Origin of the sequence: Pseudarthrobacter sp. NamB4, from assembly GCF_005796185.1 — a bacterium.
Lineage (GTDB): Bacteria > Actinomycetota > Actinomycetes > Actinomycetales > Micrococcaceae > Arthrobacter.
On the sequence record NZ_VAHM01000003.1, the window covers coordinates 107,213 to 129,214 of the forward strand.

At 66.2% G+C, this 22,002-nt stretch carries 19 protein-coding genes; 12 read left to right on the top strand and 7 right to left on the bottom strand.

Annotation, left to right across the window (positions count from 1 at the left end; all coding sequences use genetic code 11):
• Window positions 1–9 precede the first annotated feature (9 nt).
• Window positions 10–804, bottom strand: a complete 795-nt coding sequence (locus tag FDW81_RS03490; protein WP_138132782.1) for an SDR family NAD(P)-dependent oxidoreductase — start codon at window positions 802–804, stop codon at window positions 10–12.
• A gap of 143 nt (window positions 805–947) precedes the next feature.
• On the opposite strand from FDW81_RS03490, the gene FDW81_RS03495 reads away from it, so the two are divergent.
• Window positions 948–2,258: a glycoside hydrolase family 76 protein gene (locus FDW81_RS03495; protein ID WP_138132783.1), complete on the top strand. Its 1,311-nt coding sequence runs from the start codon at window positions 948–950 to the stop codon at window positions 2,256–2,258.
• Here FDW81_RS03495 and FDW81_RS03500 read toward each other — a convergent pair.
• Both FDW81_RS03500 and FDW81_RS03505 read right to left on the bottom strand, forming a co-directional pair.
• Entirely contained in the window at window positions 2,255–4,255 is a 2,001-nt protein-coding gene (locus FDW81_RS03500) for a glycoside hydrolase family 32 protein (RefSeq protein ID WP_138132784.1), read from the bottom strand. The two genes, FDW81_RS03495 and FDW81_RS03500, sit on opposite strands and share 4 nt — an antisense overlap.
• Before the next feature lie 118 nt (window positions 4,256–4,373).
• Entirely contained in the window at window positions 4,374–4,988 is a 615-nt protein-coding gene (locus tag FDW81_RS03505) for a YdeI family protein (RefSeq protein ID WP_138132785.1), read from the bottom strand.
• A 94-nt stretch (window positions 4,989–5,082) separates the two neighbouring features.
• Here FDW81_RS03505 and FDW81_RS03510 point away from each other — a divergent pair, with 94 nt between their 5' ends.
• The 6 genes from FDW81_RS03510 (at window position 5,083) to FDW81_RS03535 (ending at window position 10,536) form a co-directional block, all read left to right on the top strand.
• A complete protein-coding gene (locus tag FDW81_RS03510; RefSeq protein ID WP_138132786.1) occupies window positions 5,083–5,814 on the top strand; it encodes a VOC family protein in 732 nt (243 codons plus the stop codon).
• Window positions 5,815–5,916: 102 nt separating this feature from the next.
• Window positions 5,917–6,456 (top strand): NUDIX hydrolase family protein, encoded by a 540-nt coding sequence (locus FDW81_RS03515; protein ID WP_138132787.1) that lies wholly within the window; start codon window positions 5,917–5,919, stop codon window positions 6,454–6,456.
• Between the two features lie 88 nt (window positions 6,457–6,544).
• Window positions 6,545–7,552 carry a DUF6707 family protein gene (locus FDW81_RS03520; RefSeq protein ID WP_138132788.1) on the top strand — a complete coding sequence of 336 codons (1,008 nt, stop codon included), beginning with the start codon at window positions 6,545–6,547 and terminating at the stop codon, window positions 7,550–7,552.
• 84 nt (window positions 7,553–7,636) lie between these two features.
• Window positions 7,637–8,365, top strand: a complete 729-nt coding sequence (locus FDW81_RS03525; RefSeq protein ID WP_138132789.1) for an SRPBCC domain-containing protein — start codon at window positions 7,637–7,639, stop codon at window positions 8,363–8,365.
• Between the two features lie 50 nt (window positions 8,366–8,415).
• The gene (gene tgt, locus FDW81_RS03530; RefSeq protein WP_138132790.1) at window positions 8,416–9,726 is read left to right on the top strand and encodes a tRNA guanosine(34) transglycosylase Tgt; all 1,311 of its coding nucleotides are present in this window, start codon (window positions 8,416–8,418) and stop codon (window positions 9,724–9,726) included.
• A 60-nt stretch (window positions 9,727–9,786) separates the two neighbouring features.
• Window positions 9,787–10,536 (top strand): dienelactone hydrolase family protein, encoded by a 750-nt coding sequence (locus tag FDW81_RS03535; protein WP_138132791.1) that lies wholly within the window; start codon window positions 9,787–9,789, stop codon window positions 10,534–10,536.
• Here FDW81_RS03535 and FDW81_RS03540 read toward each other — a convergent pair.
• Window positions 10,526–11,296 carry a queuosine precursor transporter gene (locus tag FDW81_RS03540; RefSeq protein WP_138132792.1) on the bottom strand — a complete coding sequence of 257 codons (771 nt, stop codon included), beginning with the start codon at window positions 11,294–11,296 and terminating at the stop codon, window positions 10,526–10,528. The genes FDW81_RS03535 and FDW81_RS03540 overlap by 11 nt on opposite strands.
• 160 nt (window positions 11,297–11,456) lie before the next feature.
• On the opposite strand from FDW81_RS03540, the gene FDW81_RS03545 reads away from it, so the two are divergent.
• Entirely contained in the window at window positions 11,457–12,326 is an 870-nt protein-coding gene (locus FDW81_RS03545; RefSeq protein WP_138132793.1) for a hydroxymethylpyrimidine/phosphomethylpyrimidine kinase, read from the top strand.
• A 151-nt stretch (window positions 12,327–12,477) separates the two neighbouring features.
• On the opposite strand, the gene FDW81_RS03550 is transcribed toward FDW81_RS03545, so the two are convergent.
• Both FDW81_RS03550 and FDW81_RS03555 read right to left on the bottom strand, forming a co-directional pair.
• Entirely contained in the window at window positions 12,478–13,737 is a 1,260-nt protein-coding gene (locus FDW81_RS03550; protein ID WP_138132954.1) for a serpin family protein, read from the bottom strand.
• Between the two features lie 353 nt (window positions 13,738–14,090).
• A complete protein-coding gene (locus FDW81_RS03555) occupies window positions 14,091–15,497 on the bottom strand; it encodes an MFS transporter (protein ID WP_138132794.1) in 1,407 nt (468 codons plus the stop codon).
• Between the two features lie 219 nt (window positions 15,498–15,716).
• Here FDW81_RS03555 and FDW81_RS03560 point away from each other — a divergent pair, with 219 nt between their 5' ends.
• The 3 genes from FDW81_RS03560 to FDW81_RS03570 are packed head-to-tail and all read left to right on the top strand — an operon-like array spanning window position 15,717 to window position 18,839.
• Complete coding sequence (locus FDW81_RS03560; protein ID WP_138132795.1) at window positions 15,717–16,385, top strand: response regulator transcription factor; 669 nt, start codon at window positions 15,717–15,719, stop codon at window positions 16,383–16,385.
• Window positions 16,382–17,833, top strand: coding sequence for a HAMP domain-containing sensor histidine kinase (locus FDW81_RS03565; RefSeq protein WP_138132796.1), 1,452 nt, complete (start codon window positions 16,382–16,384; stop codon window positions 17,831–17,833). The genes FDW81_RS03560 and FDW81_RS03565 overlap by 4 nt, the downstream gene beginning before the upstream one ends.
• Before the next feature lies 1 nt (window position 17,834).
• On the top strand, window positions 17,835–18,839 hold the full coding sequence (locus tag FDW81_RS03570; protein ID WP_370278731.1) for a TAXI family TRAP transporter solute-binding subunit: 1,005 nt from the start codon (window positions 17,835–17,837) through the stop codon (window positions 18,837–18,839).
• A gap of 47 nt (window positions 18,840–18,886) precedes the next feature.
• Here FDW81_RS03570 and FDW81_RS03575 read toward each other — a convergent pair whose 3' ends face one another.
• Window positions 18,887–20,401: an XRE family transcriptional regulator gene (locus FDW81_RS03575; RefSeq protein ID WP_138132798.1), complete on the bottom strand. Its 1,515-nt coding sequence runs from the start codon at window positions 20,399–20,401 to the stop codon at window positions 18,887–18,889.
• Between the two features lie 149 nt (window positions 20,402–20,550).
• On the opposite strand from FDW81_RS03575, the gene aceA reads away from it, so the two are divergent.
• Complete coding sequence (gene aceA / locus FDW81_RS03580; protein WP_138132799.1) at window positions 20,551–21,867, top strand: isocitrate lyase; 1,317 nt, start codon at window positions 20,551–20,553, stop codon at window positions 21,865–21,867.
• Window positions 21,868–22,002 lie beyond the last annotated feature (135 nt).

Consider the following 22,002-nt stretch of genomic DNA (forward strand, 5'->3'; position numbering starts at 1 on the left):
CGGGCGCAGTCACTTCGGCCCCATTCGGATGGCGCCGTCCAGGCGGATGGTTTCGCCGTTCAGCATGGCATTGTCGACGATGTGGGCCACGAGGCTTGCGTACTCGTCAGGCTTACCCAGCCGGGACGGGTGCGGCACCTGCGCCCCCAGGGAGTCCTGTGCCTCCTGCGGCAGGCCCGCCATCATGGGGGTTTCGAAAATGCCGGGCGCGATGCTCACCACGCGCACCAGTGAGCGCGCCAGCTCCCGCGCAACCGGCAGGGTCATGGCCGCCACCGCCCCCTTCGAGGCCGCGTAGGCAGGCTGGCCGATCTGCCCCTCGAACGCCGCAACCGAGGCAGTGTTGATGATGACACCGCGCTCGGGCCCGCCGAGCGCAGTGACGGCCGGCTCGGTGGCAACCATCGCCGCCGCCGCCAGCCGTAGCACGTTGAAGGTGCCCACAAGGTTCACCTGGACGACCCGGTTGAAAACCTCAAGCGGCAGCACGCCGTCCCGGCCCAGCACCTTCCCGGGAGTGGCAATTCCGGCGCAGTTCACCACGATCCGCAGCGGCCCCAGGCCGGCAGCGGTGTCGACGGCGGCCTGCACCTCCACTTCGCTGGTCACATCTGCAGGGGAAAAGACGGCCGCCTTGCCGGGGGCGCCGGAGGCGTTGAGTTCTTCTGCGAGCGCCGCCCCGGCAGAAGACGGGAGGTCAACCAGCACGACGGAAGCGCCGCCGTCGAACAGGCGCCGGGCGGTGGCCGCCCCCAGGCCGGAAGCTCCCCCGGTCACCAGCGCTACAGTGCCTTTGACGTCCACACATCCTCCTTGATGCCTGTCCCCCTGCCGCGTCGCAGCCGACGGTGTTAGTTAGTGAATGTTAACTGTAATTCGCAGGACCCGCACCACCAGGCACCCCACGGCTTCGGGTCCGGCGGAAGGGCCCGCATTAGGGTGAATCCATGACGCGCCCGGACCCCGCAGCCCCAGTCCCCAAGCCCTCGCCCGCCCAGGTGCCGAACCCGGGCTCCAACCAAGTCCCCTCCCCCGCCGGTGCACCCGTCCCCGGCCCGGACTATTGGCAGGACCGCGCCAACGAGGCGGCCCGTTCGGTCACCACCCTCTTCGGCAGGCGGCTGCTGTTCCTGCCGGGCACCCATGTGGGCGCGGTGTTGTGGCCCTCCCCCTCCTGGTACAGGGACCTCAAGGGCGCGTTGCTAGGCCCGTGGCATTACTGGTGGCAGGCGCACTACGTTGACTGCCTGGTGGACGCGGGACGGCGGGAACTGCGCAACGGCGCCACGCCGGCAGCCCGGTTCAACGGACCGGAAAACCCCAGCGCGGGACGGCTCGCCTCGAGGCTGGTGACCGGCATCCGGCTGCGCAACGGGTTTACCTTCGTGAACAACTACTACGACGACATGGCCTGGCTTGCCCTGGCCGCGCACCGCCTGGACCGGCTGGCAGAGGAGGCCCGGAAACCGGGCCGTAACGCAGGCCTCCGGAAGTCCCTCACCCTGCAATTTGATGCAGCGTCCACCAGCGATATGGGCGGCGGGGTTTTCTGGAGCAAGAAGCGGGACTTCAAGAACACCCCGGCCACGGCGCCCGTGGCGCTTTACTATGCCCGGACCGGCCAGCCCGGGAAGGCCCAGGCACTGCTGGACTGGCTGGACGCGACCCTCTTCGACCCCGCCCAAAGCCTGTACCTCGACGGTGTACGGCTGAATGCCGCCGGCGAACTGGTGGCGGAACGGGCGGTGTACACCTATAACCAGGGACCTGTCCTGGGCGCCCTCCTGGAACTGGGCGGGGATGGAAACCTTGCACGGGCAGCCGAGGTGGTGGAGGCAGTGGACCGGCTGCTGACGGTGCCTGCCCCTATCGGAGGCGCGTACGACGGCAGAGTGCTCCGCTGCGAGGGAACGGGCGACGGCGGGCTGTTCACCGGAATCCTGTGCCGCTACCTCGCGCTGGCGGCAACAGACCGCCGGCTGCTTCCGAAGACCCGGGCCACCGCGGCGCGGCTGGTGACAGACACGGCCGAGGCCTTCTGGGCGGGGAAGCGCGGCCTGGCCGCCGGCGAGGGGTCCACGAAGCAAAGGGGCAAGAGCATCTTTTCGATGCACGCCGCCCAACCTGCGGAGGCTGCCTACCCGCCGGGGGGCGCCGTCGAGCTTTCCACCCAGCTCCAGGCCTGGATGGCGCTGGAGGCCGCGGCGGCCGTTCACAGCAGAGCCGGCGCGGACGGGACCGGCCCGGCCGGCTCTTAGCGGATGGCGGCGAGTGGGGTCACCGTGCCGCTGCGAAGTGACACAGGCCCGCCTGCTGAAGCCAACCGGACATCCTTGACGCCGTCGGGCGGGAAGACCAGCGATGTCAGGGTCTCCCGGCCGCCGTCGGCGAACACTTCCACCGAGGACCGGTCGACGTACACAGTGAGGTTCACAGTGCTGTTGCCGGACCCGATATCGGCCGTTCGGACCTGGCGGTATGCCCCGTCCACTCCGGCGCCGCCGGGCGCCCCGCGGGCAACAGCGTCCCCGTCGCGGACCAGGAAGGCCTTGCCGGTACCGAAGTCGTAACCCACCGTGGCGTAGGCCTTGCCGCCGCTGTGCAGGAGCATGCGGGCCTCGCCGCTTCCCGACGCCGGTTTTTCCAGCTGGAGTTGAACTTTGTAGGCGCCGCTGTCTGGGACCGGCAGCACCTGCCCCGGACCGGCACCGGGACCGTCGCCGGAACCGTCCTGCAGCGTACCGGCAGGCACCTGTTCGGGGGTTCCCTCCAACGACTGCAGCGCAGGGGTGGGCGACGACACCAAAGCCGCCCGGCCGCCCTCGGACACCAGCCGGATGTCCCGAACGATCGACGCCGCACCAGACCACCCCTCCGTGGGCAGCTGCCGGGCATAGGCCCAGTTGTTCATCCAGCCAATGGCGTGCCGGGAGGCCTTCCGCTGCCCGTCGGTCAGGCGGGGGTCGTCCCAGGTGACAGCCGCATAGAAGTCCGCTCCGCCGTCGAGCCACTGGTGTCCCCCGTCAGGAGTGAAGCTCTCGCCGTCAAAGCTGCCCGTCCAGTAGGCAAGCCCGGTGGTGCGGCCCTCCCCGGAACCGTTGGCGCTGGCGGCCAGCACCCACGTCCGTTTGCCGGGGTCGCCGTCCACGTCAATTTGGAAGAAATCCGGGCACTCAAGGATGCCCAGCCCGTCCCGCTCAAACGCGGACACGTACGTCCATTTCTTGAGGTCCGGTGAGGTGTAGAAGCCAATTTTGTGGCCTTCTGCCAGCAGCATCAGCCACTGGTTGTTGGCCTCGTCCCGCACTATACGTGGATCCCGCCAGTGCTCTTCGCCGGGGTTTTCCATCACCGGGTTCTGTTCATGGTTGCGGAAGCTGTAGCCGTTGTCCGTGGAGTAGAACACGGACTGCCGCTGGACGCCGTCGTGCTGCTGGGTGAGGACCGCGATCACGGCCCCTTTCCCGAAACCCGCTGTCCCTTCCGTATCCACCACCGCGGAGCCCGTCTCGATGTCCCCCAGGCCGTTGCGGAACTTTTCGACGGCCACGCCTTCGTTTTTCCAGTGCACCAGGTCCGTGCTGGTGGCGTGGAACCACTCGGTGCCGTTCCCTTCCGGGTAGTCGGCGTTGTAGAGGTAGTAGTAATGCCACTGACCGTCCAGGAAGAATGGCCGCTGGGGATCGTTCATCCAGCGCTGGTCGGGGGTGAGGTGGTAGGCAGGGCGATATTTGTCGGCCGGTGGTTCAAAGCTGGCTGCATCGGGCTTCGGCCAGGTATTGCGCAGGCCGAGGTCGGCCAGCAAGGCGTCACGTGCTTCACTGCTGATGCAGTCCGGAAGCTGCACCGCCGCAGTCTCTTCCGTCACGTCCGAAGCCAGGCTGCTCCGCAGGAAAACCTTGCCGTCCACCCGGGCGCCCGCCAGCCAACCGTTGCCGCATTCGATGCTGCGCACGTCCTTTGCACCTTCCAGCCGAAGGTTCCCGCCGCGTTCCGCCAGTGTGTCGTCGGCACCCTTGAGCCAGAGGGTCGCATAGGATCCGGACCGGTCTTTGGCCGCTGCCTGCGCCGACGCGACCTCGCCCAGCACACGGCCCGCGGCAGCGTCCGCACCCTGCCGGGGATTGCCGCCGGGGAGCAGGGAAACCACCAGGACAAGGGCCGCCAGGACCCCTGCGACCACCCACAGAAGGGGCCGGCGCGTGGGCTGAAGTTCCTTGAGTGCGGGAAGTACGGTTCCGCTGTTTTGGGGCATGGTTTTTCAATCCGTCGCTGAACGCACGAGTGCCGCTCCCCACCAGAGGAACGGCACCAGCGCAAGTGAACCGTCAATTTTACCGGCGTGGCGCCATCCGGCCCAATCGGACGTAACGTCAATCCGCCCCCGGCAGCACGCCGTCCGGGCGTTTTTTCTGCGGGTACGGTGTTTCACCGCGGGCCAGCATCTCCACGAACCCTGCGATTTTCCGCTGCCGCGTTGCCGCCTGCTTAACTGAGTTGGTCCGGTAGATCAGCGCGTACTGGTTGGTCCTGGTGAGGACGTCGAACATGGCCTGGGCAGCGGGCACGGCGGCGATGGCAGCCGCCAGGTCTGCGGGAACTTCCGCCGTGGCCTGCCCGCCGTAGGCAGCCTCCCAGCGTCCGTCAGCTTTGGCGGCGTCGACGGCGGCCCGGCCGGCTTCCGTCATCCTGCCTGCCGCTTCCAGCCGTGCGACGTGGGTGACGTTGCGAGCAGACCAGACGCTGCGCCGGCCACGGGGAGTCATCCGCTGGAAGGAGCTCTCCCCGTCCCGGCGCCTGCCCTGGCCGTCAATCCAGCCAAAGCACAATGCTTCGTCCAGTGCTGCCGCATAATCGAGTTCAGTGACCTGCCCGCCCTTCTTGTGCAGGACCAGCCACACACCTGGGCTGGTTGCATGGTTTTCCTCCAGCCACGCCCGCCAGGCTGCTGCGTCCGGCACCAGCAGTTCCTCAAGTTCTTTGGCCATGGCCCTATTGTGCTCCTGAAATTCCCTGCCGCCGCCGGCCCGCGCGTGGCACTATGGCATGGCAAGCCCGTTTCTTCGAGCGACAGGACTTTCGATGCTGCGCGTCCGTCCCCTGCATTTCACCTCCAACATCGAGGCCTGGGCGCGGCTTCTGACCGCCCTGGGCATGGTCCTGACCGAGGGCGACGGCGGCTTCCGCGTCTACGACTCCGCCGCCGGCCGGCTGGCCCTGCACGAGGTGCCGAAAGGATCGGCAGAGGAAGGGACCACCGCCTTGGCAGTGGAGGTGGGCGACCTGGCCGAATTCACCCGGCGCACCAACCAAGCCGCGGAGGCGGAGGGGACCACTCCTGCGGAACTGACCAGCGCGGACCACGGCGAAGCCTGCCGGATCACCGCCCCTGACGGATTCAGCTTCCTGGCGGACAAAGCCGCCCATGGCGCCCAGTGTGCCGACGCCGACCCTGCCCTTGCCGTCGTCGCGGTCTGGTTTACGGAGGACCCCGACGCGGCTTCCCGCACCCTGCGGCAGATCGGTGCGCGCCCGCGCCCGGTACCGGACCAGGACGAGACAGCGGACTTCACCGCCAAGAACGGTGGAGTCCTGGTGGTGCGGCCAGCAGCAGGCCCGGCCCGGTCCGGGCTCGGATTCGAGTACGACGGCGGGCTGGAACCGCTGCAGGAGCGCCTCGCCTCCGCGGGCTTCCAGGTCAGTGTCACGGAGGAGGCTTTCGCCCGCACCCTGCACGTTGCCAATCCCGATGCCCCCGGTACCTCGGCAGCCCACGTTCCCGAAACGCTTTGGATCTCCCAGCGCCACGCCTGAGCCCTGCAACGCCTGAGCTCCGCCCCCACGCGTCCTGCGACGCATTCCGCCGCCAGCTGATCCTCCCCTGTCCCGCAGGGTCCCATGGGGTAGAACTTAACCATGAACCTGCGCACACCTGACCCGAATCCCGGCTGGCTCTCCGAAGAAGACCTCTTTGAGGCACGCGGGCGGCTGCCCATGGTGTACGTGGAAGCAGTGCCGGTCAGGCTGGATCCGCTGGGTTTCGTCAACGAAGTGGGAACCCTGCTGCAGGCAGACTCGGACGGGACCATGGTCCGGTCCCTGGTATCGGGCCGGGTCATCTACCGTGAAACCATCCGCGCCGCCCTGCTGCGGCATATGGAAAAGGACCTGGGGCCGCTGGCGTTCCCGCAGCTGCCCATCAGCCCCGTCCCATTCACCGTGGCAGAATACTTCCCCGCGCCGTCCCAGACGGGCTTCACCGACGAGCGGCAACACGCCGTGTCCCTGGCCTACGTGATTCCTGTGACGGGCGAATGCGAGCCCCGGCAGGATGCACTGGAACTGACCTGGATGACCCCCGAGGAAGTGCTCAGCCCCGGCGTCCAGATGGAGTTCGCGGGCGGACGCGGCGGACTCATCCGCCAGGCACTGGCGTTCGCCGGCGTGGGCTTCTGACACCCCCCGGGGGGACAGGGGGTCCCCGGTTTTGAGGGCCCGCCTTTGTAGACTGGAGCGCGGACCGCAAGAGAACTTAAGGACTCCCATGACCGAAACACCAGCCGTCCGGCGCCACCAGGAACAGCAGGCTGGATCCCTGGTTACCGGCAACCATATCCTCCTGCCCGACGGCGGGCGGACGGCCGAAATACACCAGGTTGAGCTTGAGCGGGACGACTTCGGGGCGCCTGCGCTGGTCCTCGCCAGTCTTGCCGGTGGAGGGACCCTGCGCATCGCGGTGGGCACCACAGTGACAGTTGTGGACGGCATATCCGACGCCGTCACGCAGCTTCCGCCGGCTCCGGACCTTGCGCCGGCGGAGGGCCAGGAACAGCCCAAGCAGTCCGGCGCTGCCCCTGCGCCCGCTGTCGCCGCTCCCACCGTCGTCGTACCTCCGCTGCCTCCGGTACCGCCTGCGGTTAGCGGCCCCAGCGAGGAGGACCTGGCACTGATCCCCACTCCGGCCGGAACGCCGGAATCAGTGGTGGAGGCTGCCGCCGAGGCCCACCCCGATGCCATGGGAGTGCTGCTGCTGGCGGACCGGCTGGCCAAGGGAGTCAACTTCAAGTCCGGCAGCTGCCTGAAGGACCTGAGCGACCTCGCGCACGAACTGTTCATCACGTTGAAGGACGCGGATGGGGCCCTGGCCGTCGCCGACCTCCTCAACGTCCTGCCGTTCGACGGCAACCCCGGCCGGTGGGCGTCGGTGGAGGCGTCCCTGGCGCTGTCCAGCTACATCTGCAGGCAGGGCGGCCAGGCGGAACGGGCAGCGGTGTATGAAAAGCTCATCCGCACCCCGGAAAACCAGGAAACGGACCCGTTCAAGGCCCGGATGGCGGCAAAGGTGCGGCAGCGCTCGCTGAACGAGCCAAATCTGTACGACAAGGAGATCTTCCGCTCCATCGACAACTCCAACCACGATGCCGAACGTGAGTGGCGGCTGCTGCGGCTGGAATCCCTGCTGTTCCTGCGCGCGCACGGCGGCTCCGAAACCATCGGCACGGGCGAGCTTGAGCGCCGCATCAGCAATGAGCTTGAGGCCGTACGCGCCTGACCTCGCACCCCTTTTCGACGGCGTTGTTGTGCAGGGGGAAATTGCCCCTACCCGGGGCACTGACTCAGTTGTACATTCGGGGCTATGACGAACAATCTCAGCGTAGTGATCAACGCCGACGCGCCGCAGGTCTGGACCATGCTGCGTGAACCGTCCAAGGTAGCCCAATGGCATGGCTGGCAGTCTGAAGACCTGGACGCCGAGATCAAGGAGCTCTACTTCTCCGGCGATGTCGTGGAGTCGGCGGACCATACCAGCCTCACGGTCCACGGCGGCGATACGTTCGAACTCCATCCCGTTCCAGGCGGCACGCAGGTCAGCGTGACGCGCGGGGCACTGGACCACGACTCGGAGTGGGTGGCGTGGGACGAGGACATCACCCAGGGCTGGCTCACGTTCCTGCAGCAGCTCCGCTTCGCCCTGGAACGCCACCCGCACGGCAAGCGGCACACCCTTTTCCTGCACCTGACCGAGGGGCAGGGTTCCGCGCTCGAGAAGCTCGGCCTCGCCGACCTCCCGGCGCCGGGCGAGCCCTACCAGCTGACCCTTGACACCGGCGAGGAGATCAGCGGGAAGGTCTGGTACCGGACCAGCCACCAGGTGGGCCTGACCGTACACAGCTACGCGGAGCACGGCGACGGGCTGTTGGTGGTGGCCGACCATCCGGCCATCAAGGAAGTGCGCGAGGAGGGTGAAGGATCACTGGTCATCGCGTCCACCTACGATCTTGGCGCCGCCAGGCTGGAATCCATCCGCTCGTCCTGGGACTCCTGGCGGTCCAGGAACTATCCCGCCTCCGAACCCGTGAGCTGAGCCCCTGTCCCGTTTGCCGGGGCGGGGCTGATTGCTGGCACACTGGTACGGTGCCAGCCGACCCCGCTTCCGCCCCCTCCCCTGCCTCCGGCGCTGCCCACGTGCCGGCCCAGTCACAGTTCTCCTTCACCGTGGGCACCCGGCTGGCGGAATCATGCCCGCCCTCGGTGGCGCAGACCGTTGACAACGGCGGGGCATTCCTGGGCCGCACCGGCACCATCACCACCCCGCACGGCGAGATCCGCACCCCGGCGTTCATCGCCGTCGGAACCAAGGCCACCGTCAAGTCGGTGCTGCCGGAATCCATGGTGGAGCTGGGCGCCCAGGCGCTGCTCGCCAACGCGTACCACCTGTACCTGCAGCCGGGTGCGGACATCCTTGATGAGGCGGGCGGGCTGGGCGCGTTCATGAACTGGCCCGGCCCCACCTTCACTGACTCGGGCGGGTTCCAGGTGATGAGCCTGGGCTCGGGGTTCAAGAAGGTGATCGACATGAAATCGGTGGACGCCTCCGGCCCCGATGACGCCGTCGCTCCCGGCAAGGAGCGCCTGGCCCACATCGACGACGACGGCGTCTGGTTCAAATCGCACCTGAACGGGGACCGGCACCGCTTCTCCCCCGAAATCTCCATGCAGGTCCAGCACCAGATCGGCGCGGACATCATGTTCGCGTTCGATGAGCTGACCACGCTGCAGAATTCACGCGGCTACCAGGAGGAGTCGCTCGAGCGCACCCGGTTGTGGGCACTGCGGTGCCTTGAGGAGCACTTCCGGCTGACTGCCGAGCGGGCGGGCAAGCCGTACCAGGCGCTGTTCGGCGTGATCCAGGGTGCCCAGTACGAGGACCTGCGCCGCAAGGCCTGCCGGGATCTGGGCGCCATGCCATTTGACGGCTTCGGCATCGGCGGGGCGCTGGAAAAGGAGAACCTGGGCAAGATCGTGCGGTGGTGCAATGAGGAACTGCCCGAGGACAAGCCGCGGCACCTGCTGGGCATCTCGGAACCGAATGACATCTTCACGGCCATCGAAAACGGCGCTGACACCTTCGACTGTGTCTCCCCCACCCGGGTGGCCCGGAACTCTGCCTTCTACACCCCTGACGGGCGGTTCAACCTCTCCGGTGCAAAGTACAAACGCGATTTCGGCCCGCTCCAGGACGGCTGCGACTGCTACGCCTGCCGGAACTATTCGCGGGCGTACATCCACCACCTTTTCAAGGCCAAGGAAATGCTCTCCGCCACGCTGATTTCCATCCACAATGAGCGGTTCGTGGTGAAGATGGTGGACGACGCCCGCCTGGCCATCGAGGATGGCACGTTCTTCGATTTCAAGGCTGAGACCCTGGCGCGGTACTACTCGTAGCGGTTGCGACGGCCAGCAGCCGGGCCGCGGCCGCGGGATCCGTTCCTCTATCCTGACCCCATGCTGATTGAGATTCCGACCGCGCACGGCACCGCCGAGGCACTGGTGGCCCGTCCCTCCAGCGGCGAAGGCCCTTTCCCGGGTGTGATCCTCTACATGGACGCCTTCGGCCTGCGGCCCCGCATCGAGGAGATGGCACAGCGGATTGCCGATTGGGGCTACGTTGTCCTGGCACCGAACCTCTTCTACCGGGAGGGGACCGCTGCAGAGCTGGCCCCAAAGGGGGACATGACCACGCCGGAGGGCAGGAAGGCCGTCGGCAGGCCCGCTTTCGCACGGATCGGCCGGCTAACGGCGGACAAGGCGCTGCCGGACATCGATACCTGGGTGGCGGCGCTCAGGAATCTCGACGGCGTGGCGCCTGGTCCCATAGGTACTGTCGGCTACTGCATGGGAGCCAGGCTGGCCATGCGCACGGCAACAGCCCACCCCGAGGTGGTGGCGGCGTGCGGGGGCTTCCACGGCGGCGGGCTGGCGACTGACGAGCCTGACAGTCCGCACCTCGGACTAGGCAACGCCAGCGCGAGGTTTGTGTTCGGCCATGCGGACCATGACCCGAGCATGGCGCCAGACGCCATAGCCAGGCTGGGTGCCGCGCTGGAGGCTGCTGGCCTGCAGGCTTCCAACGAGACCTACCGTGGAGCGCCGCACGGCTACTCAATGGCGGACACGTCCGCTTACCACGCCGACGCCACCGAGCGGCACTTCCGGGAACTGCGCGACCTGCTGGACGGTACGCTCAAGGCCTGATGGCGGCGCCGCTGGAGGAGCTGCCGTCGTCCTCCCCCCGCCAGGCCTGGCCGTAGCTCGGTTCCCGCTTCTTCATCCAGCCGATCGCCAGGAACGTCACCGGGACCAGGATGAACTCCACCACGGTCTTGTACAGGAAGCCCACCACGACGTAGTTCACAAAGGTCGCGAAGTCAGCGATGCCAATGACCGGGGCCGCGATGCTGCAGAAGATCAGGGTGTCCACGAATTCGCCGGCCACGGATGAACCCATGATGCGGGCCCACAGTGACTTCTCCCCCGAGCGTGCCTTCATCCGCACCAGAATCCACGAGTTGATGGTCTGCCCCGCAAGGAAGGCCAGCAGCGACGCCAGGACGATCTGCGGCACCGGCCCGAGCGCGCCCTCGAGGGCTGACTGCTTGGCCGTTCCGAACTCGTCGTCGAAGCCGGGAAGGGCAATGATTACCCAGTAGCACAGCGAGGCAAAGACGGACAGCGCGAAGGTGGTGAAGATGGCTTTCCGGGCAACCTTGAAGCCGTAGACCTCGCTGATGACGTCGCCCAGGATGTACGCCAACGGGAAGAGGAAGAAGCCGCCGTCCGTGACTATCGGCCCGATCACCACGCCCTTGGAGGCGCCGATGTTGGACAGGATCAGCACCACAGCCATGATGGCGAGGAGGATCCCGAAGTACGGGGACCCGATCGAGGCAAACCGTGCCGGGCTGCCCGGGGCAGCGGTTTTGGGCAGGGCGTTGTGGCCTGGGGTTGTGGGCATGAAGAGTCCGTCCGTAGTGGTTCGCGCGGGCGCGGGAGTGTATCCGGGCGGCCGGCTGTATTAGCACTGTCCGCATCATTGTCCCATTGAACGTGCCCGGGAAGAGGCACTGTTCAGGCACACAAAGCGGGCGGCCGACGCCGGATGGCAGGATGGTGCCATGACTTCCGTTTCCGTTGCACCACAGTCCGCTGCTGCTCCGGCAGTTGTCCTCACCATCGCAGGTTCCGAAGCCACCGGCGGCGCAGGGGCGCAGGCGGACCTGAAGACCTTTCAGGAGCTCGGCGTCTTTGGCATCGCCAACCTCACCTGCATTGTCTCGTTCAATCCGAACGACAGCTGGAACCACCGCTTCGTCCCGGTGGACCAGCAGGTGATCGCCGACCAGCTGGAGGCCACGACTGCCGCCTACGGCCCGGCGCAGGACGGGGAGCCGCTGGACGGCCGTCCGGTGCTGGATACGGTCAAGATCGGCATGCTGGGCAGCCCCGCCACCATTGCCACCGTTGCCGGTGCGCTGGTGGGCAACAGGTTCGGGAATGTGGTGCTGGACCCGGTGCTGATCTGTAAGGGCCAGGAACCGGGCCATGCCCTGGACACCGACCAGGCACTCAAGGCGCAGATCCTGCCGCTGGCCACGTTCGTGACCCCCAACCACTTCGAGGCGGAGTCGCTGTCCGGCCTGGCCATCACCGACGTCGAGTCTCTCAAGGCCGCCGCCGTCCGCATCCACGAACTCAGCGGCGCTGCTGTCCTCGCCAAGGGCGGGGTACGGCTGGAAGGCCCGGACGCCGTCGACGTCTTTTACGACGGCGAAACCCTGGAGGTCCTCAGGGCGCCCAAGGTGGGCGAGGTGGCTGTTTCCGGTGCGGGCTGCTCGCTGGCTGCTGCCGTGACTGCAGAGCTCGCCAAGGGTGCTTCACCACTGGAGGCTGCCCGCGCTGCCAAGGCCTTCGTCACGGCGGGCATCCGCAACCGGGTGGCGTCGGGCGCCCCCTTCGATGCCCTGTGGCAGGGCGGCGCCCGCTAACCCGCCACCCAACCCCGGACGCTCTCTCACTTAATGCGCGTTTTTCCGGAACCCTCTTGCACCCGGCGCAAGAGGGTTTCGTATTTTCCCGCATTAGCTGATAGAGCGTCTGAGGAGGAGGACGACGGCGGGCTGGTCCCGGGACGTTCATTCACCTGGGGTCGGCCACAGTTCCCATGAACAGCGGCAGCCCAGTTTCAGCGTGGACGATCTGGTAGTGGAACGGCCGGTCGAACTCGATGGTCCGGTCGGGTTCCGGCGGAGCGCTGGTTGCCATTCCATTGATCTGGGTTACTGCGGCCGCAATGGTGCCCTTTTCGGCCACCGTGATGTTCGCAGCCTGGGCGGCCTGGGTGATCTTCATCTGCGGCTGGATATTATCGAAGTCCTCTGTAGTGCGGAGCATCTGCTCCAGGCCCAGCGCCTCAAAAACCTTCCGGAGGTCAAAACTGGACCTGTGGTCCCAGCGGGGCAGTTGTATCTGCACTGATTCGGGCTCGGAACTGTCAAATATGTCTGCGATCTCCGTTAGTTTTTCGGCGTCGAAGACCGCAGGGGCGGGAGTGTCAGCAGGAGCGGCCGTGTCCCCGGGCAGGACCAGCCGCATCACGAAGCCGTCGGCGTAGGGAAGATCCACACCCTGCCAGCCGGTGCCTTCCGCATATTTCATTTTGAATTCGTTGTGCATGGCCGGCACAGCGACTTCCTCACCCCCGGCCGTTGTGAAGGGCAGGTCAGAGGTGGCGTTCGGATCGAACGGTGTGCCCCAGGCGGAGGCGAAGTACAAAGAGTTGAGCAGGCTGACGGTATTGTCGCGGTCGTACTGCGCCGGGGCTTCCTTGATCCGGCCCCCGGTGTTCCTGTTAACCCAGGCATCAATGGCCGGTTTCGTTACACCCTCGTCACTGAATTCCACGGGATATACGCCGGTTCCATAGTGCCGGGCCAGCGTGTCCAGGAAGGGTTGCCCGGTTGGCACGTCTTTGTCGACGAACAGTCCTTTGGCCGAGTGCATGACCGGTTTCCGCGGCGGGTTATCCTCATCCGCCGCGCCGGGGTCGCCGTCGAACTTTTCGAGGGTTCGGAGGACCGAGTTCATGGCCTCATCGCGCTTCTGTGCGGGGAATTGCAGGATGTTGTCCATCTCGGCCGCGGTCCCACCGGTGGCCCCCGCACGGAGCATGGCGAGGGCAATCAGGAGGCTCCCGGGTGAGGACACCACGTTCCCGTTGCCGCCGTCGCCGCCGTCAGCCAGCAGCGCTTCGCCAAGGAGGAGCGCGGAAGCCCGGAAGGAGCGCAGTTCAGCGGCGTAGTCCGCGCGGCTAACCGAGACGCGCTCGACGCCGTCGGCCGTGAGGAGTTCCGGCGGCGCCGGCGGCGGGGCTGGCGCCGCACATCCTGCCAGTTCCATCAGGGCACCCGACGCAATCATCCGCTGAAAACGAAACACCTCTGTTGCCTCCCCCGGCGTGCCAAGGCGGGAATCCGCCTCCTTCCAGTGAAACAGCGACGGCGGCGCGGGGCGATGACCGCAGGGTCACGCTTTGCACTCGATTCAGTCTCGCGCCCGCGGGACGCCGCGTCGGACCCTCTCTCACTTAACGCAGAAAAACCCGGATCGCTCTAGCACTGTCCTGAAGAGAGTGATAAAGCGTTCCGGTATTTCCGGCAGGAGCTGATAGAGCGTCCTGGCGTGGTGGGCGGACGACGGCGGGCGGGCACCTGCCGTCGCCATCTGTCCTGCCGCAGGTCCGCCTCCGGCGTCTACACGCTGAGGAGGTCTTTGTCCTTATCGTCGTCCTTGCGGGCCTGGACCCAGGCGTTGCCCTGCTCGTGGTCCAGGTGCGTGGCCTTCTTGTTCTTCAGGGCGAAGATGTACACCAGCAGTGAGAGGGCGATGGCCGCGGTCACGTAGGTGAAGAACAGGTCAACCTGGCCTGCCTTCTGCAGCGCCGCTCCGATCAGTGGAACCGTTCCGCCGAAGAGCGAGTTCGCGATCGCATAGCCCAGTCCCACGCCAAGGGCGCGGATTGAGGCCGGGAACAGTTCAGCCTTCACCAAGGCGTTAATGGAGGTGTAACCGCCCACGATCAACAGGCCGCCCATCATCAGCAGGAAAGCCGTGAACGGGTCCTTGGTGCCGGACAGCGTCGAGAGCAGCGGCCACGTGAAGAGCACACCGGTAATGCCGAACCAGAGGAGGAGCGGCTTGCGGCCGATCTTGTCCGAAATCAGGCCATAGACGGGCTGCAGCAGCATGAAGATGAACAGCGCCCAGAAGTTGATGACGGAGGTGTCTGTCTTGGCGATGCCTGACGTATCGTTCATGAATTTCAGGATGAAGTTGGTGTACGTGTAAAAGGCAACCGTCCCGCCCAGGGTAACGCCGATGCAGATCAGCAGCGGCTTCCAGTGCCGGGTGAACAGCAGCTTCAAGGTGCCGGGCTGGGCCTCGCCGGCAACGTGGACATGGGCAGCGCGGATCTGGTCCGCGGACACAGTTTCCTCCATCGAACGGCGGAGCCAGAGCACCACCAGGGCAGCAGCGCCGCCCAACGCGAACGGGATACGCCAGCCCCATTCCGTCAGCGCATCGTTGCCCAGGGTGTTTTGCAGGATCACCAGGACCAGCAGGGCAAGCATCTGGCCGCCGATCAGCGTCACGTACTGGAAGCTGGAGAAGAAGCCGCGGCGCCGGGACGTTGCGGCCTCGGACATGTAGGTGGCGCTGGTGCCGTACTCGCCACCCACGGAGAAGCCCTGCAGCAGACGCACCAGGACCAGCAGGATCAATGCCCAAACGCCGATGACGTCCTGCGTGGGCAGCACCGCGATGGCGAAGGAGCCGGCTGACATCAGCGTCACGCTGAGGGTCAGGGCGGCCTTCCGGCCGTTCCTGTCGGCGTAGCGGCCGAAGAACCAGGCGCCGATGGGCCGCATCAGGAATGACGTCGAGAACACCGCCATTGCTTCCAGGCCGGCCTGGAGGTCGTCCTTGGAGTTGAAGAAGTGGGACTGAAAGTAGGCGGCGAAGACGGTGTAGACGTAGAGGTCATACCACTCCACGAGGTTGCCGGCTGAACCCTTGAGGATATTGCCGACGGCCCTGCGGGTCTGCGCGGCCTCAGACTGGGCTGCCCCATGCGGCGGCGCTGCTTTTTGGGTGCTCATCAGTGAACCTTCCTAGATGTGATGGGTCTCCCGAAAGCGCGGAGGACCCCCACAAAGCTATGGGTGATGCAGGGCACAGCCAACGTGGAGACGTATTTCCTAACACTTCCTTAGGATTAGGACCGGTTTCCGGGCGCGGGCGGCAGGAAACCCCGCCAGAAGGTAGTCTCCAGAAGCGGGGGACGCTCATCCCAGGCTTCAACGACAGGAACAGTGGCAATGGAAGTGCTCATCGTCGAGGACGACGACGCCATGGCAGGTGCGCTGGCAGCGGGCGTCGCGGCGGCGGGCCACAAGGCGACGAGGGTTTCCCGCGGGGCCGACGCGCTGCTGGCCCACCGTAACTTTGAGGTGATCCTCCTGGACCTGGGCCTGCCGGACATGGACGGGCTGGACGTACTGCGGAAGCTCCGCCAAGTGACCGACTGTCCCATTCTCATCCTGACCGCCCGCGACGACGAACGCAGCGTGGTGCTGGGACTGCGCTCGGGCGCGGACGACTACCTGGTCAAACCCGTCAAGCTGGTGGAGCTGCTGGCCCGCATCGAGGCTGTCACCCGGCGGGCAGCCAGGTCCCGGGGCAGCAGGCAACGCCGCGTTGTGCTGGGTCCGCTGGAAGTGGACCTGGAGCGACGGCTGGCCGTTCTCGGCGCCGAGGCCGTTCCTCTGACGGCCACGGAGTTCGACCTGCTCGCGCTCCTGGCCACCCATGCAGGATCGGTGGTGACCCGCGAACAGATCCTTGACGCGCTGTGGGGCGATGCCTTCATTGCCTCCTCACGGTCCCTCGATGTGCACCTCACGGGCCTCCGGGCAAAACTCGGACTGCCGGGCTTTATCATCAACGTGCGCGGTGTGGGCTACCGCGTTGAGGCGGGTTCAGGGTGAGACTCCGTGTCCTCGGAGTGCTGAGCGTCCTGTCCCTGCTCCTTGTGCTTGTGGCGTCCAACGCCATCCTTGCCTCGGCCGGCAGGGAACTTACCCAGGAACTCCAGATCAACCGGGCGGCCGCGCTCAACCGGTTCGCCCAGGTAGCCTTCGACGCGGGGGCCGAAGGCGGGGATTCCACACAGCTGCAGGCGGAAATGGACAGGTACTCCGAGCTTTATGGTGAAGGAGTCCTGATCCGGCTGCAGCAGGGCACCCTGCGATCCGGCGGACTGGACGAGGACCGTGCGGAAGTCAGGGATGCCCTTGCGAGATCCACGCTGAACCTCAGCGGCACCACCCTGTCCCCAGTACAACCCTTCGGCAGCGGCACACAGGTCATGTCCCGCTCTTTCGGAAGCGCCAGCCAGGTGCTCGGCGCAGCCGTCCTGGAAGTCAACCCCGACGCGGCCCGGCAGAAACTGCGCGAGCGCTGGCTCGCCGTCGGCCTGGCCGCCGCGGTGATGGCAGCGATGTTGCTGGCCATTGCCTCCAGGGTTACCCGCTGGGTGCTCCGCCCTGTCCACCGGCTTAATGCAGCTGTGGCCGAGCTTGGGACGACGGGCCGGAGCAGCCGGCTACCGGAGGAAGGACCGCCCGAGCTCCGGGAATTGAGCCGGTCCTTCACCGCCATGGCACAAAGCGTCAGCCACAGCATGGAGTCCCAACGCCAGCTCATTGCCGATACTTCCCACGAACTGCGAAACCCGGTGGGCGCCTTGCGGCTGCGGATTGACCTGCTGGAGCTGGAACTGAAGGCGTCCGGCCAAGGGGCTGCCGCCGCGGCCGTTGTCACCGAACTGGAACGGGTGGAAGGGATTCTGGACAGCGTACTCAAGCTCGCAGCGGCCGAACACCGGGCCTTCGAGGACTCCGTGGCCGCGCCCCTTCCCGGCATGGGCACGACAGGCCGGTCCGGCCGGGCCGCACCCATCGATCCTTTCCCGGTCCTGCAAGAGGAAACGGAGCGGGCAGGGCCGGCAGCACGCCTCGCCGGCGCCACCGTCATTCTCGGCAGTCCCCTGGAGCGCCCGGCGCTGATCGCCTGCAACCGTGACGACCTGTCGCACATGGTCGGGGAACTGCTGGGCAACGCGGTCAAGTACGCCGGCGCTGCCCACATCTCGGTGCGCGTGCTCATGAATGCCGCAGCAGTGGTGATAGAGGTTTCAGACGACGGTCCAGGGCTTTCGGCGGAAGAAACGGCTGCTGCGCGGCAGCGTTTCTGGCGTTCCCCGCGACACCGGGACCTGAGCGGCAACGGCCTGGGCATGACGATCGTGGACAAGCTGGCGGCAGCCAATGGAGGCCGTTTGGTGCTGGCCTCCGCACAACCATACGGCCTGGCTGCCCGCCTGGAGTTCCCGCAGACGGCGGACGTGGACAGGCAGGCGGCTCCCCATGGCTGAAATGACGTCAGGCAGTTTTTCCCGGCGAATGGCCTTGAGGGCGGGTGTTGGGCTTGGCCTGGCCGGTCTCCTGTCGTCGGCCCTGGGCAGTTGCAGCCAGGATGACCGGCCCGATTCCGTCACAGTGGCGGGCGGTGAACCCGGAGGTTTCTATCTTGAATTCGCTGCCCTGCTGGCGGCGTCCCTCCAGCGGAACGGCGTGGCGCGCCAGGCATCGGCGTTGACCACCGGAGGCAGCCTGGACAACCTCGAAAACCTCTTGGCTGGGCAGGCCACTTTCGCCGTTGCCCTGGCCGATTCTGCGGCCCAGAGCGCCGCACGGAAGAGCGCGGCCGGAGCTGGGCTCACCGCCCTTGGCCGGGTTTATGAAAACTATGTTCATTGCGTGGTCCGGAAGAGCGGCGGCATCCGCACGGTTTCCGATCTGGCCGGCAGGACGGTGGCTGTGGGCGAACCCGGCTCCGGCACATCCCTGACAACTCCGCGCCTGATCGAGGCCGCCGGGCTCGTTGCTTTCACCGGCACACCACCGGCAGCACGGGCCAGCCAGGCGGCCACAGTCCTGAGCCTCGGACTGAACAACGGACTCAGCGCACTGAAGGAAGGCTCAGTGGATGCCCTGTTCTGGTCCGGGGGTGTCCCCACTGCCGCCATCGCTGCCGTCAACAGCGATGTTGGACTTAACTTCCTGGATCTTTCCGTCGTCCTGCCGGCACTCCGCGCCAGGCACGGGGTGTTCTACGACCGGGTGCTTATTCCGGAGGGCGCCTATAACGGGGTTCCCGCTGTGTGGACGGTGGGGGTAACCAACCTGCTCCTGTGCCGCAGCGACCTTGCCGATGCGACCGTCAAGAGGACTGTGGAGCTCCTGGTGGAACATGCCGCTGAGTTGATCCCGCGCTCCAGCCTTGGAGTCCAGTTCCTCAGTCCTGAGTCGCTCATCAACACTGCCGGCCTGCCGCTGCACCCGGCAGCTGCCGCCGCCTACCGGGAGCTCCATGGGTGAGAGAGCGTCCGGCGAAACACTGCAGGACCTGATGGGCCGTCCTGCCGTCAGATCCCCGAGTGTGCCTGCAGGAAGCTGTACACCTCGGTCTCATCCACACCGGGGAACGCGCCCGGCGGCATGGCGGCCAGCAGGTGCGAGTGGGCCCGGGCGGACGGCCAGGCGTTGCCGGCCCACTCCGAGGCGAGCTCCGCGGGCGGCCGTTTGCAGCAGTTCGGATCCGGGCACGTGGACTTGGCCCTCGCTGTCGTCTCCCGCCCGCGGAACCATTTCACGTGCTGGTACGGGACGCCGATGCTCAGCGAGAACTCGCCGGTGGCGGAGCGCTCAGTCCTGGCGGTGCACCAGTACGTTCCCGAAGGCGTGTCTGTGTACTGGCTGTAGGCGCTGAACTTGTCCGGCACATCGAAGACGGCCCGGGACGTCCAAGCCTTGCACGACGGCTGGCCCTCGATGGCGCCGGTATGGTCCTGCGGGAACGTCACGCCGTCGTTCTCGTAGGCCTTGTAGATGATGCCGCTCTGGTGGGTCTTCTGGAAATGCGTGGTGAGGCCCAGGTGCTGCGTGGCGAGGTTTGTGAACCGGTGGGCCGCGGTTTCATAGGAAACGGCAAAGGCGTCGCGGATGTCCTCCACCGCAATTTCCTTGGCGGCCTTGGCCTTGTGCAGGAACTCCATGGTGGCCTGCTCGGGGAGCAGCAGTGCAGCAGCGAAATAGTTCGTGGCCACACGCTGGGCCAGGAAGTCGCCGTAGTTCTTAGGCGTTTCATGTCCCAGCACATAGTGCCCCAGGGCCTGCAGCAGCACCGAACGCGGGTCGTGGTCCTGGCGCTGGTTCTGCGTCAGGTAAATTCTGCGGTTCTTCAAATCCGTGACTGACCGGGTGGAATGCGGCAGGTCACCCACATGGTGGAGGGAAAATCCGAGGTTCTCCGCGATGTCCGCGATCACGTGCTGGCTCAGCGGTCCGCTGGTGTAACCCACGGCTTTGAGGACCTTCTGCGCCTCCGCCTCATATTCCGCGAAATAGTTGCCGCGCTCGCGCATCATGGCACGCAGTTCACCGTTGGCGCGGCGTGCTTCCTCGGGGGTGGCCACCTGCTCATTCATCTTCCGCTCCAGCTCATGCAGCAGCCCTACCTGGGCCTCCAGCACGTCCAGCGGGAGCCTTGAGCTGATGCGGATTTTGGGCAGGTTCAGCGTCTCGTACAGCGGGCTGCGCTGGTAGCGTTCCAGCTCGATCTCCAGGGCTGCCCGACGGCTGGGCGGCTCAGCACCTAGCAGCTGGTCGATGCTGACGTTAAGTGCGGCCGCCAGGTGCTGAAGGAGTCCCAGTTTGGGTTCCCGCTTGCCGTTCTCGATCAGGCTCAGCTGGCTGGGAGCAGTGCCGACGGCGGCGCTCAGGTTATCGAGGGTCAGCCCGGCCTGTTTGCGCAGGTGGCGCACCCTTCGGCCAAGGCTGATGACGTCCAGTTCAGCGGATGAGGTGGGCGGTGATAGCGTCGCGGCTTCGCGGTTCCAGCTTCCAAGCGGCATTTTTGAAGGATAAGTGAAAAAGTGCAATTCTTTCCAGTACTTTCGTCTGGAAAGCGCCCTGGAAGTGCTGAAAAGTAGTTGTCACGGAAAGAAACACCGCACCGGAAAGCCGGTGGGAGCCTCAAAGGCGAGGTTCCCACCTACCCGATTCCGGAGCTCAATCAAGGAGATCAACGATGACTGCAGCATTTGAGCCCACCCAGCAGACGCCCGAACAGCAGGCTGCCGCCCTGGAGCTCGAGTGGGACGCCAACCCCCGCTGGGAAGGTGTAACCCGGGACTACTCAGCCTTCGACGTCGTCCGTCTCCGCGGCCGCGTCTCCGAAGAACACACCCTGGCCCGCCGCGGTTCCGAAAAACTGTGGAAGCAGCTCACCGAGGAGCACAAGGAAGGCAAGTACACCAATGCCCTGGGCGCCCTGACGGGCAACCAGGCGGTGCAGCAGGTCAAGGCCGGGCTGCGGGCGATCTACCTTTCCGGCTGGCAGGTTGCCGCGGACGCCAACAACTCCGGCCACACCTACCCGGACCAGTCCCTCTACCCGGCCAACTCCGTACCCACCGTGGTCCGCAGGATCAACAACGCCCTGCTCCGGGCGGACCAGATCGAGTTCGCCGAGGGTGTCCAGAGCGTTGAAGACTGGCTGGTCCCGATCGTCGCCGACGCCGAGGCCGGCTTCGGCGGACCGCTGAACGCCTATGAACTCATGAAGTCCATGATCCAGGCCGGCGCCTCAGGTGTTCACTGGGAAGACCAGCTCGCGTCCGAAAAGAAGTGCGGCCACCTGGGCGGCAAGGTCCTCATCCCCACCCAGCAGCACGTCCGCACCCTGAACGCAGCCCGCCTCGCAGCCGACGTCGCCGGCACCCCCTCGGTGGTCATCGCGCGCACCGACGCCGAGGCAGCCACCCTGATCACTTCCGACGTCGACGAGCGCGACCGCGAATTCATCACCGGCGAGCGGACCGCAGAGGGCTTCTACAAGGTCCGCAACGGCATCGAACCCTGCATCGCCCGCGCCAAAGCCTACGCCCCCTACTCGGACCTGATCTGGATGGAAACCGGCACCCCGGACCTGGAACTGGCCCGCAAGTTCGCCGAAGCCGTCAAGGCCGAGTTCCCAAACCAGATGCTCTCCTACAACTGCTCCCCGTCGTTCAACTGGCGCAAGCACCTGGACGACGCCGCCATCGCCAAGTTCCAGCGCGAACTCGGCGCCATGGGCTTCACGTTCCAGTTCATCACCCTGGCCGGCTTCCACGCCCTGAACTACTCGATGTTCGACCTCGCCCACGGCTACGCCCGCGACGGCATGAGCGCCTACGTCGAGCTCCAGGAAAAGGAATTCGCCTCTGAATCCCGCGGCTACACCGCCACGAAACATCAGCGCGAAGTTGGCACCGGCTACTTCGACACCATCTCCACCGCGCTCAACCCGAACGCATCCACCCTCGCGCTTGTCGGATCGACAGAAGAGGGCCAGTTCCACTAATCCCTTTGCCACAGGTGAGGTTGTTCGCTCCGCTCACCTGGAGGCACGACGGCGGTGCTCACCTAAGCGTGATCGTCGCCCCCACCCACTCAGGCAAGTCCCGCCGTCGAATTTCCCTTTTCGTCTTTAAGGAGA